Here is a 13,822-nt window from a genome sequence, read left to right as displayed (position 1 = left end):
ATGGAGCAGGAAAAACAACCACAATAAAAATGCTTACTGCATCTTTGAGGCCGACATATGGAGAAATAAAGATCTTTGGGCTTGAGATGCCCCAAAAAAGGGTTGAAATCATGAAAAGTGTAGGTTATATGCCTGAAGTTCCAATAGCATATGAGGACATGACAATTTTTGACTTTCTCATATATATGGGCAGACTTTCTGGTATAAAAAAAGAGAAAGCAATAGAGCAAGCAAAGGAACTGATGAGCTATGTGGGTGTTGGAAAACTAGCATTAAACAAAATAAAAGAGTTATCTTCGGGCCAGAAGCAGAGAGTAGCTTTTGCTTCTGCTTTGATTGGTAATCCCGAACTTTTAATATTGGATGAACCAACGGCAAATCTGGATCCTCTCGGAAGAATAGAGTTTATTGGAAAAATCATATCCCTCGCAAAAGAAGGGAAGACAATTTTTGTTAGCTCTCATATAGTAAGTGAAGTGGAAAAGATGTGCAACTATGTTGGCCTCATCAATCAAGGTAGGCTTATTGCTCAGGGAAGGATACGAGATCTCACGCAAATAGAAGAGAATGATTATGACATTGCAACTTCTAACAACGCTTTTGCACTCAACTTTTTAAAAGAAAAGCCCTACGTAAGAGAGGTTTGGGAAGAGGAGGGGATTATACGAGTTCAAGTAGACCCAAGGTTTTTGGATGAGCTTTTCCTCCAGTTTCCAAAATACCTAACCTCCCAGGGCATTCGCTTAAAGCTTTTCAGGCCTCATACAAGCCCTCTTGAAAGAATTCTCATGGAAAAGTTCGGCATAGGTGAGGCAAGTGATTAGTGTTCTTTACCAAAACGAAGTTTACAGACTTTTGAAGTCTAGAAGACTAAAAGTAATGCTTGCGTTAATGCTTCTTCCCGTGATAGTTTATTTCTTTACCCATGAAGAGATAACGGAATATGGTGCAAAGGCCTTGGAGATCTCATTTCAGATAAATATTTCTCAATTTTTGATAAACTTCTGGGCAAGTGTAATAGGCCAGCTTGTGGTAATAATCATTATGAGCGATTTGCTGGCGAGTGAAATAGATAGGGGGACAATAAGAATACTCTTAGTAAAACCAATAAAGAAAAGTGAAATAGTACTCGGCAAGTTCTTTTCTGGTATAACAGCAGTGGCATTGATATTTGGGATTCCCTATTTGGTTATGCAAATCTACATGGTTCTTCTCTATAAAGCGGGTTTTGAAGGATTTACTGCAACTTTTGATGATTTTCTGTTTGTTCTTGTGATCACGATTCTTGTACTTGGAAGTTTGGGAGGAGTTTCAATGCTGCTTTCAGTAATTCTCTCAAGACCTCTCTATGCTTCATTAGCAAGCTTTGGACTAGTGTTTACAGCTCAGTTCATACTTCCCCAATTGCCATTCTTTGATAATCCTGAGCGCTTTAACTTGAGTTATCAAATAGGAGTTCTTCTAAAGAAAGGATTTACACTCAACACTGGTTTAGACGCTTATAAGGGTGATCCAAATATGAGTGGGATGTTTTTCCTCGGCGTTATCTTACTTAGCTTAATTTTCACCTTATTAGGGTTATATAGAAGAGAGTATGAGGGATGAACCATGAAAAGATTTTTATCAATGTTTATTTTCCTTTTGTTTGTTGGAAACGCCTTTGCTCTTTCTGTTGAGCTTGGAATAGATGAGGTATTGATAGTGGATAACACCACTGTGACTTTCGACGTTGCTCAAAACAATCCTGGCCTAGTTTTTCTGACCTTGGAAAGAGGGAATGAGAGTATCCTTAAGGCTTTGCAGTTTGGAGAGAGCGTTTTCTTCAATGGTGTGAACTATACTGTGGGAAGCGTAGATATGGATACTCTCACTCTCAAGCTCCATATCTTAGGAAACTACTCCAATCTTGAGGTAGTGAAGAGGAAGGACTTTGAGGTCACTCTTCTTGAGTCTTTTGATGCGTATATAAAGGTAAAAATCACGAACACTGGCTACTATGAGATTGACGACACTCTCATTGTTTCAACTCAAGGAGTAACTGTGACAGAAAAGAAGCTATACTTAAAGCCGAATAAAGATATTATCTTAAAAATAAAGCCTTCTTACACTCAGCTGACATTCACGTTAAAAAATGCAAAAATTTCGAAGAGCCTAACGATTCCTTCTTTTGATGAGCTTGTGACAATAGAGAGAATTTGGAGAGACGACAAGCTTCACATTCTCCTCAAAAATCATGGGGATCCCATTAATGTCACAGTTAAGCTTCTCTTTAGTGGCATGACCTTTGACAGAAAAGAAGTTCTCCTTGAATCAAAAGAGGAAAGGGAGGTAACCTTTGAAACAGACGTTACTCAGGGGACAATAGTTGTAGATTACAGCATCATAAAACAAGAAAGCTTTTATTTTGAGTCTCCTGCTATTTCGTTAGTGAATGTGACAAAGGAAGGAGATACACTCTACATCTGGCTTAAAAACGAAGGAAAAACTGCATTTTCTGGAAAAGCTACTGTTTACCAAAATGGAGTAATAATAAGTGAACCTTACTACAGAGATGTGAAAATAGGCCCTAATGAAGAAGTCCTCTTAGAGTTTGTTGTTCCAGAAGATGTTCAGATTTTGACTCTTAGTGTAGTTTCTCCAACTTACTCTGTCGCTTTTCCAATCTCACTAAAAACTAAACTCAATGTGAAAGCAGTAAATTCTTATGCCAGGGGAATTTTAGGAGGAACGACAAGTTATGCAATTGTTATAGCAGGAAATGAGAAGGTTGTGCTTGGTGTTGAGGGGTTGCCAGATTCAATAAAAGCATACTTCTATTATGATGATACTCAGGTTAAAGAACTTGATGTGGTTCAAAGTGCACAGGTGAGTCTCGTCCTAAAGCTTCCTAACCTTCCCCAAGGTTTTGCACTTAATGAGCCAATCCTATTTAACGTGACTATAAATGGGATCGAAGTTCCCCTTAAGTTGGAAGTGACTGGGATTGGGATTTTACCAGTGTATGGTGATAACTGGCTTGCAAAGATAAACTATACTAGTGAATACCACCATATAGGTTTGCCATATAGGATTGTTGGGAACAAGATAACGCCTCCATTCGTATTTGAACATTGGAAGGGAGAGAAGATCGCAATAATATATGGGAGATACATAAGACAGGGAAAAGACTTGAGAATCCATCTCTTAGATTCTTCTGGGAAGATTGTGGCTTCCTCAACGCAAGAGAAAGGTAGGAGTGATTATCTTATCTTTAACCAGAGCGACTTCATGATTATGATTGAGGGGGAAAACTACTTTGACGGAGTGCTTTTGGTGGCTGAGTATCTCAACGAACCTAAGAATATAAGCTTTGAACTTAAAAGGAGAGAATTTGGTGAGGGCTTGAGAACTTTTATTATAAATGCAACGTCTCTTAGAGGACAACGGCTTGAGGTTTCTTTAGATTCAGATAAACAGGTTGAACTTAGGGCTTATTATTTCACTCTTAACAATGAGAAAGAGAATCTTGACCCACTCTCTACTAATTTTAAAGGGGTCTTTAAGGGAAGAGGAAGGACTATAAAAGGGGAGTTTGGGATAAGGAGTTATGAAGATTTTGTTGCCATAGCTGTTGTTGGGGAGGGAAACGTAACCCTCCACTTTAAAGTATCTGGGGGAAGGCCAGAAGTGAGTGAATTAACTTCGAGAGAAATTTACCTGTTGATTTTAGGCTTAGTAGTGCTTTTGGCTATTGTAATATATTTAGAAAAGAAAATTGGATAGAATCAGAAAATCAATGGGGCCCTGTATTCACCCCAAACCTCTCTGAGAATGTCAGTAACCTCACCAAGGGTTGCAAGGTGCTTGTGGGCTTCGATTATGTATGGCATTAGGTTCTCATCTTCGGTCTCAGCGGCTTTTCTCAATGCGTCCAATGCTTCTTCAACCTTTTTATTATTGCGTTCACTTCTAAGTTTCTTTAATCTCTCTACCTGTTTATCCCTGATGCTTGGATCGACTTTGAGGATTTCTACTTCTAGTGGTTCATCTACGATAAATTCGTTCACACCAACAATAATGCGCTTCTTCTCTTCAACTTCCCTCTGGTACTTATAAGCTGAGTCGGCGATCTCCTTCTGGATGTATCCCCTTTCAATGGCCTTCATCATTCCTCCCATGCCTTCAATCTTTTCAATGTACTTCATAGCTTCTTCTTCTATGTGATCGGTAAGCCACTCAATGTAATAGCTTCCTCCAAGTGGGTCGATGGTATCAACCACTCCACTCTCGTATGCAATGATTTGTTGTGTTCTTAAGGCGATTCTAACGCTCTTTTCTGTTGGAAGGCTCAGGGCCTCATCATAACTATTAGTGTGGAGGGATTGGGTTCCACCTAAAACTGCGGCTAGGGCCTGAATGGCAACTCTAACTATATTGTTTTCTGGTTGTTGAGCTGTGAGTGTTGAACCGCCTGTTTGGGTGTGGAATCTCAAGAGCATTGATCTTGGGTTCTTGGCTCCAAATTTCTCCTTCATTATCTTGGCCCACAGTCTTCTTGCTGCCCTAAACTTGGCAATCTCTTCTAGGAAATTGTTGTGAGCATTGAAGAAGAAGCTCAATCTTGGAGCGAACTTATCAACGTCCATACCTCTTGCTATGACAGCCTTAACATACTCAATACCATCAGCAAGAGTGAAGGCAACTTCTTGAACTGCATTTGCTCCAGCTTCTCTAATATGGTACCCACTTATACTTATTGAGTTCCATTTTGGAACATGTTCTGCACAATACATTATGATGTCTGTTGTTAGCCTCATAGATGGCTGTGGTGGGAAGATGTACGTTCCTCTGGCGATGTATTCCTTTAATACATCGTTTTGTACAGTTCCTCTAAGTTGATCTTGTGAAACACCTTGTTTTTGACCCACAAGAATATACATGGCTAAGAGATTAGCGGCTGTAGCGTTAATTGTCATTGATGTAGAAACCTTATCTAGGGGAATTCCATCAAAGAGTATCTCCATATCCTTGAGAGAATCAATAGCAACACCGACTTTACCAACCTCACCTTCTGCCATGGGGTGATCGGAATCATAACCAATTTGTGTTGGTAAATCAAAAGCGACGCTTAGACCAGTTTGCCCTTGCTCCAAGAGGTATTTGTAACGCTTATTGCTTTCTTCAGCGGTTCCAAAACCAGCGTATTGTCTCATTGTCCATAGTCTTCCTCTATACATCGTAGCATAAACTCCTCTTGTGAATGGGTATTGGCCAGGGAAGTTGAGCTTTTCTAGATACTCCCAGTTCTCAAGATCAGCGGGAGTGTATACCCGTTTGATCTCAAATCCATCTGCGGTCATGAATTTTTCCTTTCTTTCTGGCCTTTTTGCGATGAAAGGTTTTACAGTTTTTTCATTCCATTCTTCTTCGGCTTTTTTAATATCCTCTATCCTCTTTTTATCGAAGGTCATTAACACCACCGTAGGGGTTATGTTTTAAGCATATAAAAATCTTTTAGTTTTTACTCCAGAAATGCCTGTCAAAGCCAATGAGGAGAGTCAAATAGCTAAAAGCTCGTTTTCTATTGGATTTTTTATCCAGATATCTTAAGAATATAAATAAAGTGAAAAAGAGATTTATTCTTGCCATTTGGGGTTGTCTTTGACAACAATTTCCCCGTTTTCCTCAATTACTATTTTAGAAAATCCTTTTTCAGCAATTGTTCCATAATCATGTCCAGCATCTGCTGGGTAGAGGGCTAAAAAGATAAATGGCTCATTTCCAGTGTTTATTGTTCTATGGGCCCAATATGGAGGAACATAGACTATTGTACCAGGCTCCATTGGGATCCATTTTGCGTCACCTTCTGGGGTTTGTAAAAGCATTCCTCCCTTGCCCTTGAGAGCAAAGTAAACTTCTGCTCGGTCTATCTTTGAATGATAATGACCTTTTGTCATGAAAAACTCTTTTCCCACCTTTCCTGGATAAAGAACTGTTGTAGCGAAGTTTAAATCTCCTTCCTTCTCTTCCTGTTCTATAGCATATACCTCATAAACCACGGGGTCGCTTTCTTCAATCATTTTTTTCTGTGCCTCTTCATCGATAAAATATCCCTTCATGTCACTGAGCTTCCTAACACTTTTCTTTGCATTCTCAATAATCCCAGTTTCAAAATCTAGTTTGACACCGAAAGGTATTTTGTACTCCATTTTCTTCACCTCTATATCTCAATTTGCCCGTTCTATTTTAACTTTTCTCTTTTTGTATCACTAAAGGTGAAAAATTAGAGGAGGGATTGAAGGAGAAAAGCAGTCCCTATTGCAACTGCCCAATAACCAGGATTCCACTTTAGGACCTTATAACCGTCCAGTGGGGGTATTGGGAGGAGATTAAAGAATGCCAGCAATAGATTGATATAAGCAGCGTAATAAAGAGAAACTCCAACAACTCCGGAAGGCTTCCCAAAACTCAATAAGGCTATGGCAATTATTCCTACCAGTATGTTTGTCACTGGTCCGGCGAGACTTATTTTTCCATATATTTCTCTATCTTCCCACCCGGCATATAGAGAATAAACCTGAACCGCACCAACAGCAACAAAAAGGAATCTAAGTCCCAATAATTTGTTAAGAATTCCTAGGAAGAGAGCAAGCAAGATTCCAGTATCCCATCTTCTATAAATCGCGTAATATCCATACTTTCTGGCTACTTGTCTATGGGCGATTTCGTGAAAGATAAACGCAGTGAAGATACCCAGTGCTACGTAGGGGATTATCTTTATGTTAAAACGGGAAAAAACAAGTGTAAGGACTATGAATGAGATTACTAGGTCTTCTATTTCTTGTTTCTTGAACTCAAATGCCATCTTTCATCTACCCCGGATTTCAATTTTTTTACCGAGAACAAGCTCCGCTGCTTTGACAGCACTTCCTCCGCTACCTACGGCTATTCTAATTTGGTCTTTAGGGACATAAACAATTATCTTATCTTGTTCGTATTCGATCTCTAGGATCTCAACTTTGAGCATGCGTTTGAGTTCTTCTCTCATCTTTGACCCCAAGAAAATCTTGGAGACTCATAATATAAAGTTTAAGGAGAGGTTAATTTTGAAGATGTTGTAACCCAATCTCGAAACTGGTTTCCTGAAAGCTCTATAACCCTGTCTGCAGTATTTTGTAGTGCATCGCTTATTTCGTCTTTTGGAGTGATAATAATTACTTCTTTCCCCATCTTTTTGGCTTCTATGACAAGAGGCATGAAGTGTGCATCTCTAACTCCTAATGCTAGAATATTTATTTTTGGGTTGTAGATTATTTTCATAGTCTCAACGGCAACAGCCACATCAACTCTCCCATTAACAATGATTGGCTCCAAACCAGAGTCAATGATAATCTCAACAAGTTTTGGAGCGATGTTATGGTTAAGAACGACTTTCCCTATAACAATTCTTCCAAGACTTCTCAAAATATTTGGAATCTCATCAATCCTGACGTTAAATCGTTTCGATAGGATATTAGGGCCATTTACAACCAAACCAATTTGCGGAGTTTGGTTGTTTTTTTGAGACATGATATTCCCCTCTTAGAAATTTATAAAATGGGGAAAGGACAGGAAATACTCTTAAGTATGAGATGTTATTCGTCCCCTTTCAGATACTTGTAGGCTAGGAGAGAATACAGGGCAGACCCCTTCCAAAGTACACTCTCATCAACGTCAAATCTAGGATGATGATGGGGATAGATTATTCCTTTTTCCTCATTTCTAATCCCTAGGAAGATAAATGCACCAGGAACTTTTTGTAAGTAAAATGCAAAGTCTTCTGCTCCCATAGTCATTTCTGCTTTAGTAATGGGCCCTAATTCTCGCGCAGTTTTCATAACAAACTTAGCAAGTTCTGGAGTATTAATTGTTGGAGGATAGGGTATTCTAAATAATTCAAGAGTTCCTTCACAATCCCAAGCAGCTGAGTAGTGTTTCACAATGCTCTCTATTTTCTCTATTATTTTAGTTCTAAGGTTCATATCAAATGTCCGCAAAGTCCCTCTAATCTCTAAGCTGTCGGGGATTACGTTATATCCATGACTTGCTTCTATCATGGGAGTTGTGATAACTATGGGAGATAAGGGATTAACACTTCTTGAGACAATCTTTTGAAGGGCATTGTATATGTCTACAGCAGGGGCTGTAGGGTCATTTGTTAGATGGGGTGATGCAGCATGTCCGCCTTTTCCTTTTATTCGAATAATAAAGCCGTCAGATGATGCCATTATAGGACCTTCTTTTGTGGCGATAGTTCCAGAAGGAAGGTGGCCCCATACATGGATGCCAAATATTGCATCTACGTCATCCAAGTGTCCTTCTTCGACAATCTTTTTAGCTCCAGCACCACCTTCTTCTCCAGGTTGGAATATTAATTTCACAGTCCCTCCAAGATGCTCTTTTATTTCAGCCAGTATTTTTGCTGCTCCGAGGAGCATTGCTGTGTGTGCGTCATGACCGCAAGCGTGCATTTTTCCTGGAATTCTGGACTTGTAAGGGACATCATTCTCCTCCTGAATCGGCAAAGCATCCATATCAGCCCTCAATGCGACAGTCTTGCCCTCTTTCCCACCGTTTAAAATTCCAATGATGCCTGTCTCGGCAGTTCTAAGAACTTTATACCCAAGCTGTTTGAGTTCTTCTTCCACGATACTAGAAGTTCTAGTCTCTTCAAACTTTACTTCTGGATACATGTGAAAATCTCTTCTTCTCTCAATGACATACGGTTCTAATTGCTTTGCAAGATCTATAATTCGGGATTCAATCCCCATATGTCTCATCTCCTCTTGAATTATTCCAAAGACAAATAAAAATGAAAAAAGATCACAACTTAATTGGTGCCCCAGGCCCTAGTGGGAATCCTAGAAGATACCATATTATTGCTAGTATGATCCACGTCACTAGGAAGAGCATAGAGTACAAGAACGTTCTTGAAATTATTGTACCAATTCCCACATCTTTCTTGTAGATACTTGCATATCCAATGATGACTGGGAAGTAAGGGGACAATGGGGTAAATGAGTTGGTGCTTGAGTCACCAAGTCTGTAGAGTAATTGTGCCCACTCTGGAGTGTATCCTAAGTAGTACATCATTGGCACGAGAACCGGAGCTAAAAATGCCCATTTAGTGGATCCACTTGTTATGAAGAGATTTATGAAAGTGGCTATTAGGATTATGGATATGAATAGGCCGATACCAGTGAATCCTGCGGACTTGAGGAAATCTGCAAGCTTTATTGCAAGTACTGAGGCCATGTTCGTGTGCTTGAAGGTATAAGTAAAGTTTGCTATGGGCAAGATTATGACCAAGTAAGATGCCATAGTTTTCATAGCATCTGCCATGTAATTTACCATGTCGGTGGGCCTTTTAACTGTACCAACGCTTTTTCCATAAACATATCCACCAATTACGAAGAACAAGAACAAGATTGGAACCATGCCCTTAAGGAACGTAGAAGGCACTATTGTATTTTGGGTAGGATCTCTTAGTGGTCCGTTGGGCATTATTGTTAGCAGTAACATCAAAAGGAAATATCCGCCTGCGGCCAAAAGGGCCTTCTTTAGAGCTCTCATTTCATAGTCGGTGATAGGTTTTAGATACTCTTCTGGAACTTGAGCATGCTCGTATTCTTCCTCCCATCTAGCAAATCTTGGCATTGCGTACTTTACAGTGAATATCGTGGCAACAGCAGTGATTATGAATGTTGAGGCCACCATAAAGTAATAGTTTGCAGTTGGATATACATTGTAATTGGAGTCTACAATTTTAGCTGCCGCGTCAGTTATTCCTGAGAGTAGTACGTCAGTTCCTGCTATGAATAAGTTTGCTGTAAAACCAGAGGACGCAGCAGCATATCCAAGTATAAGTCCAAATATTGGGTCTTTTCTTCTGGAATAGAACAATGCCGCTGTAAGTGGAGGAATTATTACTAAAGAAGCATCAGAGGCAAGGTTTCCACAGATTCCCAAAATGAATATAGCAGGAATCAAATATTTGTCAGGAACTTTTGTTAGAGTTCTCATAAGTGCGGGGATAAAACCTGCCCTTTCGGCAAACCCTGCTGCCATCATCATGACTAATACTAGTCCAAGTGGTGGAAACTGTGCAAAGTTTTTGACTATGTTAGTTAGAATCCAGTATAACCCTTCCTTATTAAGTAGACTTACTATTGCGACTTCTTCGCCTTTCGCTGGATCTATCGCCGATACTCCTGCCAAAACACCTGAGAGCAGGATAACCAAGACCCAGAGACCTAAGAAAATCCAAAACATATGGGGAAGTTTGTTGCCTACTTTTTCTATCCAGTTTATAAATCGCATTAATGCTCCGCCTTTTTCCTCAGGCATATTTTATCACCTAATGGATTTGTCACAGACAAATAGAAGAATAAATATTTATGTATTGTTGTTTAAAATTTGACATTACAATATGGCGTAATCTTGCAGTTTGTTATAGGTCAACCCTGACAAATTCGATGTGTTAAGGTGTTACTTTTACCCAGCGTAAAAATATAGATGAAGATTTAAAATTTCAATTTAAATGATTTGTACCATGCTTTCGGACTTCCTATTGCGGGATAAACACTGTATTTCTCTACTACTTTGTGATTCCTAAGGAATTTATCCACATGATACCTAAGTCGCTCAAGATTAGTTTCAAAAAATCTTAACAGAAGGTCATAATCTCCTCCAAGATACATGGTTACTTCGTATATTCTGGGATTTTTCATTGCTTCATGAATAAATTCGTTGATCTCTTCAATTCGGATTTGTTGGTTCAATTTAACCAAGACATCAGCATATGCAGCATCAGCCGCTCTCAAAAGCAGGAGACCGATTATTTGTAATATTCCCTCCTCTTGGAGTCGTAATCGTCTCCGCCTAACTGTAGTTATAGAAATGCCAAGCTTTTCTGCAATTTTGGTATCACTTATTCGCCCATCCTCTCTTAATGCTTGGTATATTTTTATATCCAAATCATCTAATTTTCCTTTAAAAACTGTTTTTAGAACTAAGATTTCGTCATGATCTAGATCCATAACTAGAACCTCCTCGATTAATTTCATAGCAATCGTTATAGTACATAAAAGAGTATTTAAAGTTCATGGAGAGGAATTTTGACATATTCTCTTCTAAATAACCATCATACATTAAGCCTTATAACCACAAAAATTACTAAGAGTGAGGAAGAAAAACTAATCGAAATCCCATATTGTCCTTCCTTTGTAGAACATCATTACATATCCACAAGTTTCACAGATCACAATACTTACTCTGTGAGCTGTGAAGCCCCATTTACTATCCAGTTTGCCTTCTTCGACCTTAAAGCTGGTTCCACCACAAAGGGGGCATTTTAGATGTTGTCTCTCCATAGGATCACCAGTGTAGATTTGTTTTTTTATTTAATAAATCTTTTTGCTCTTTATATGAATTTAAGATTCTCTCTATTCCTTTTTTATGTCCTAGGCCAACTACGGCGATTACTTTAGGCTTTTTGATACCCGCCTTTTTGAGCTCATCTACAATAAATTTGAGATGTTTTGCCATTATTTCGTTCCTTTCCTCTACTAGAACTTTAAACAAATAGGGATATCTTGTTTTAAAACGATGCATCATTATTTTGTAGCTTTCCATAATGTTTTCTGACTCTCCCTCAATGGGGACTATTGGAAAGAACACTAAAGCACTTTCAATTAGAAGAAAGAGTTTCTCCCTAAACGGAGCTTTTAAAAGCTTCCCCATGATTATTTGTATATCCTCGTCGATCAGATAAAGGGGAATTCTTAGAAAACCTGCCATTTGAATAGCTTCTTCCATTTCTCCACCGGGCTTCATTCCAAACTCTTCTCCAATTTTCTCTTCAACTTTCATTAGAATGTAAGCCAAAAGGGCTTTTCTTCCAAGTTTCAAGGCTTCTTGAAACGTGAGTTTTTTAGAAGATTTGAGGGCATAGAATCGTTGTTTGTCGAGTTCAATAGCTATGGCATCAGGATTTTCCTTTAGGATCAACTGCCTGACTTCTTCCCTACTCCTTGGAGACACGTGCATAGTTCCGATGATCTTAACGTATCGAAGATAGCTCATACCTCTCACCAACTTTAATGACATCAAAGTCCTTTGGAATTATAAATTTGTAGTTGCATACTTCACGTGCTCTCGTACAGTACTCTTCATAAGTGTATCTAGGTGCTCTATGGAAGAGGGCTAAAAGTTTCACTTTGGCTTTTTTTGCTATTTCACAAGCTTCAGGAACTGTTGAGTGATAACTCTCGTTTCTGTCTGCTTTATCTATATATGTGGCTTCGTGTATCAGTAGATCAGCTTTTTCTGAAAAAAGCTTCACTCTCTCACATGGTTCGGTGTCTCCGGTATATACTACTTTTACTCCTTTTTTGGGCTTTCCAGTCACTTCTTCAAGGTGTATTATTCTGCCATCAATTTCTACTCTTCCTTCTTTTTCAAGCTTCTTCATCCAAGGGCCTGGGATTAGTCCGAGCTCTCTAATCTTTTCAATATCAAAACTCCCTCTCTTCTCCTTTTCTTTAAATACATATCCCAAAGCAGGGACACCATGTTCAACTTTAAAACTCCATATTTCATAGTCCCCGAACTTTAATCTAGCTTCTCCAAGCTCATGAATGTGAATTTCAAACCCTGGCCTGAAAAATCCACTTTTTAAATAATTCTGTACGAATTCAAAAGTATATTTTGGGCCATAGATATGAAGTGGCCTTTCCCTATTCCATAAGCTCATGGTTTGAATAAAGCTCATCAAGCCAAGATAGTGATCGCCATGAAAATGAGTTATGAAAATCTTGTCGATCTTCATTGGACTCAGCTTGGCGATATTGAACTGTCGTAATGTGCCTTCTCCAATATCCCATAGTATTATCTCGCCCTTATATTTTAAAGCTATAGCAGGAACATTTCTCTCTTTATTTGGCATTATGCCTCCAGTCCCAAGGAAAATTACTTCAAGCATGTTCCTAATAAAGAAGAGAGAGATAAAAAAGTTTTTGATAAGTTGAGAGTTTTTTTATCATTTGGTAGATGAAGGGATTCAGCTTCTCTTGGTGCTTAATAACATTCCTCGTATCCCTCAAGTTCGGGGTTTAATGCTTTATTAATAGTGAACTTGATCTTTTTTGCCTCTTTCTGGAATTTCATTATAGTCGTGGCAAGTTCTTCAAGCAAGGGGAGGGGATCAGGAGAAATGTTTGTTAGAACGTCTCTGTTTACAAAGTATATTGATATTCTTCGTGTGTCTCCTAAGAATCTCTCAAGAATACTTACAAAAGACATAACTTCATTTTTGAATAGCATGTATCTTTCTAGTCCAAAAAATAGGACGACGGTAAAGTTTTTACTCACAAACTCCTCATAAACTTCTTTATACTCTGCTAATAATGCTAATAATTCTCTATCCACAGGAATGAACTTTATTACCTCTCCTACTGAGGGCTCATGTCGCCCGATCTCTATGATTTTTGCCCATTTTAATACTTCCATGTCCAATCCTTCCATTTTCATGCGATAAGTATGGAGCTCTACTAGATTGTACATGTCTGTGATTAAGACCTGATATTCTTTGCTCTTGGCCCATTTGATAATATCATGAAGAATTCTGGTGGGATTCATGTTTGAAGAGTACTCGACCAGTACAATCTCACCAGGTTTTATTTTGTCGAGTATCTCCCACATAGATACTTCACCTTTGAAATTTTTAAAGAACTTTTGAATATTTAACTTTTTTCATATGAAATAATCATGTTCTGCCAAAGGTTAAAATACTACATTCACCAAA

General features: G+C 38.6%; 15 protein-coding genes. 3 read left to right on the top strand and 12 right to left on the bottom strand.

What is annotated here, in order from left to right; translation table 11 throughout:
• The 3 genes from EP1X_RS08650 to EP1X_RS08640 all read left to right on the top strand — a co-directional run.
• Positions 1 to 824: ABC transporter ATP-binding protein (locus tag EP1X_RS08650; protein WP_055283646.1), on the top strand; the 824-nt coding region annotated here is incomplete at its 5' end.
• The gene (locus tag EP1X_RS08645) at positions 817 to 1,605 is read left to right on the top strand and encodes an ABC transporter permease (RefSeq protein WP_055283644.1); all 789 of its coding nucleotides are present in this window, start codon (positions 817 to 819) and stop codon (positions 1,603 to 1,605) included. The genes EP1X_RS08650 and EP1X_RS08645, both read left to right, overlap by 8 nt.
• A gap of 21 nt (positions 1,606 to 1,626) precedes the next feature.
• Positions 1,627 to 3,762 carry a hypothetical protein gene (locus EP1X_RS08640; RefSeq protein ID WP_253276565.1) on the top strand — a complete coding sequence of 712 codons (2,136 nt, stop codon included), beginning with the start codon at positions 1,627 to 1,629 and terminating at the stop codon, positions 3,760 to 3,762.
• 2 nt (positions 3,763 to 3,764) lie between these two features.
• Here the strand turns inward: EP1X_RS08640 and EP1X_RS08635 are convergent, their stop codons facing one another.
• The 12 genes from EP1X_RS08635 to EP1X_RS08585 all read right to left on the bottom strand — a co-directional run bounded on the left by EP1X_RS08635 (position 3,765) and on the right by EP1X_RS08585 (position 13,719).
• Positions 3,765 to 5,450 carry a methylmalonyl-CoA mutase gene (locus EP1X_RS08635; protein ID WP_055283641.1) on the bottom strand — a complete coding sequence of 562 codons (1,686 nt, stop codon included), beginning with the start codon at positions 5,448 to 5,450 and terminating at the stop codon, positions 3,765 to 3,767.
• A 165-nt stretch (positions 5,451 to 5,615) separates the two neighbouring features.
• Positions 5,616 to 6,188 carry a glucose-6-phosphate isomerase gene (gene pgiA / locus EP1X_RS08630; RefSeq protein WP_055283639.1) on the bottom strand — a complete coding sequence of 191 codons (573 nt, stop codon included), beginning with the start codon at positions 6,186 to 6,188 and terminating at the stop codon, positions 5,616 to 5,618.
• Positions 6,189 to 6,262: 74 nt separating this feature from the next.
• Entirely contained in the window at positions 6,263 to 6,844 is a 582-nt protein-coding gene (locus EP1X_RS08625; protein ID WP_055283637.1) for a site-2 protease family protein, read from the bottom strand.
• A 3-nt stretch (positions 6,845 to 6,847) separates the two neighbouring features.
• A complete protein-coding gene (locus tag EP1X_RS08620; protein WP_055283635.1) occupies positions 6,848 to 7,027 on the bottom strand; it encodes a KH domain-containing protein in 180 nt (59 codons plus the stop codon).
• 41 nt (positions 7,028 to 7,068) lie between these two features.
• Positions 7,069 to 7,548, bottom strand: a complete 480-nt coding sequence (locus EP1X_RS08615) for an NYN domain-containing protein (RefSeq protein ID WP_055283633.1) — start codon at positions 7,546 to 7,548, stop codon at positions 7,069 to 7,071.
• Between the two features lie 65 nt (positions 7,549 to 7,613).
• Positions 7,614 to 8,789, bottom strand: a complete 1,176-nt coding sequence (gene cpsA, locus EP1X_RS08610) for a carboxypeptidase CpsA (protein ID WP_216597221.1) — start codon at positions 8,787 to 8,789, stop codon at positions 7,614 to 7,616.
• 52 nt (positions 8,790 to 8,841) lie between these two features.
• Positions 8,842 to 10,365, bottom strand: coding sequence for an AbgT family transporter (locus EP1X_RS08605; protein ID WP_055283629.1), 1,524 nt, complete (start codon positions 10,363 to 10,365; stop codon positions 8,842 to 8,844).
• A gap of 176 nt (positions 10,366 to 10,541) precedes the next feature.
• Complete coding sequence (locus tag EP1X_RS08600; RefSeq protein WP_253276564.1) at positions 10,542 to 11,084, bottom strand: Lrp/AsnC family transcriptional regulator; 543 nt, start codon at positions 11,082 to 11,084, stop codon at positions 10,542 to 10,544.
• 129 nt (positions 11,085 to 11,213) lie between these two features.
• Entirely contained in the window at positions 11,214 to 11,390 is a 177-nt protein-coding gene (locus EP1X_RS10155; protein ID WP_167887851.1) for a hypothetical protein, read from the bottom strand.
• A 4-nt stretch (positions 11,391 to 11,394) separates the two neighbouring features.
• Entirely contained in the window at positions 11,395 to 12,102 is a 708-nt protein-coding gene (locus EP1X_RS08595) for a TraB domain-containing protein (RefSeq protein WP_055283625.1), read from the bottom strand.
• A complete protein-coding gene (locus EP1X_RS08590) occupies positions 12,080 to 13,000 on the bottom strand; it encodes a ribonuclease Z (protein ID WP_055283623.1) in 921 nt (306 codons plus the stop codon). The genes EP1X_RS08595 and EP1X_RS08590 overlap by 23 nt, the downstream gene beginning before the upstream one ends.
• Before the next feature lie 95 nt (positions 13,001 to 13,095).
• Positions 13,096 to 13,719 (bottom strand): DUF257 family protein, encoded by a 624-nt coding sequence (locus tag EP1X_RS08585; RefSeq protein ID WP_055283622.1) that lies wholly within the window; start codon positions 13,717 to 13,719, stop codon positions 13,096 to 13,098.
• Between the last annotated feature and the right edge of the window lie 103 nt (positions 13,720 to 13,822).

Origin of the sequence: Thermococcus sp. EP1, assembly GCF_001317345.1 — an archaeon.
Lineage (GTDB): Archaea > Methanobacteriota_B > Thermococci > Thermococcales > Thermococcaceae > Thermococcus_A.
The sequence above is the reverse complement of the archived record's forward strand: the minus strand, read 5'-3'. Positions and strand labels throughout refer to the sequence as shown.

What these genes read in the sequence shown, in the direction of transcription:
- EP1X_RS08640 (WP_253276565.1), top strand. Translation starts at nt 1,627, where the DNA reads ATGTTTATTTTCCTTTTGTTTGTTGGAAACGCCTTTGCTCTTTCTGTT.
- EP1X_RS08635 (WP_055283641.1), bottom strand. Translation starts at nt 5,450, where the DNA reads ATGACCTTCGATAAAAAGAGGATAGAGGATATTAAAAAAGCCGAAGAA.
- pgiA (WP_055283639.1), bottom strand. Translation starts at nt 6,188, where the DNA reads ATGGAGTACAAAATACCTTTCGGTGTCAAACTAGATTTTGAAACTGGG.
- EP1X_RS08625 (WP_055283637.1), bottom strand. Translation starts at nt 6,844, where the DNA reads ATGGCATTTGAGTTCAAGAAACAAGAAATAGAAGACCTAGTAATCTCA.
- EP1X_RS08620 (WP_055283635.1), bottom strand. Translation starts at nt 7,027, where the DNA reads ATGAGAGAAGAACTCAAACGCATGCTCAAAGTTGAGATCCTAGAGATC.
- EP1X_RS08615 (WP_055283633.1), bottom strand. Translation starts at nt 7,548, where the DNA reads ATGTCTCAAAAAAACAACCAAACTCCGCAAATTGGTTTGGTTGTAAAT.
- cpsA (WP_216597221.1), bottom strand. Translation starts at nt 8,789, where the DNA reads ATGGGGATTGAATCCCGAATTATAGATCTTGCAAAGCAATTAGAACCG.
- EP1X_RS08605 (WP_055283629.1), bottom strand. Translation starts at nt 10,365, where the DNA reads ATGCCTGAGGAAAAAGGCGGAGCATTAATGCGATTTATAAACTGGATA.
- EP1X_RS08600 (WP_253276564.1), bottom strand. Translation starts at nt 11,084, where the DNA reads ATGAAATTAATCGAGGAGGTTCTAGTTATGGATCTAGATCATGACGAA.
- EP1X_RS10155 (WP_167887851.1), bottom strand. Translation starts at nt 11,390, where the DNA reads ATGGAGAGACAACATCTAAAATGCCCCCTTTGTGGTGGAACCAGCTTT.
- EP1X_RS08595 (WP_055283625.1), bottom strand. Translation starts at nt 12,102, where the DNA reads ATGAGCTATCTTCGATACGTTAAGATCATCGGAACTATGCACGTGTCT.
- EP1X_RS08590 (WP_055283623.1), bottom strand. Translation starts at nt 13,000, where the DNA reads ATGCTTGAAGTAATTTTCCTTGGGACTGGAGGCATAATGCCAAATAAA.
- EP1X_RS08585 (WP_055283622.1), bottom strand. Translation starts at nt 13,719, where the DNA reads ATGTGGGAGATACTCGACAAAATAAAACCTGGTGAGATTGTACTGGTC.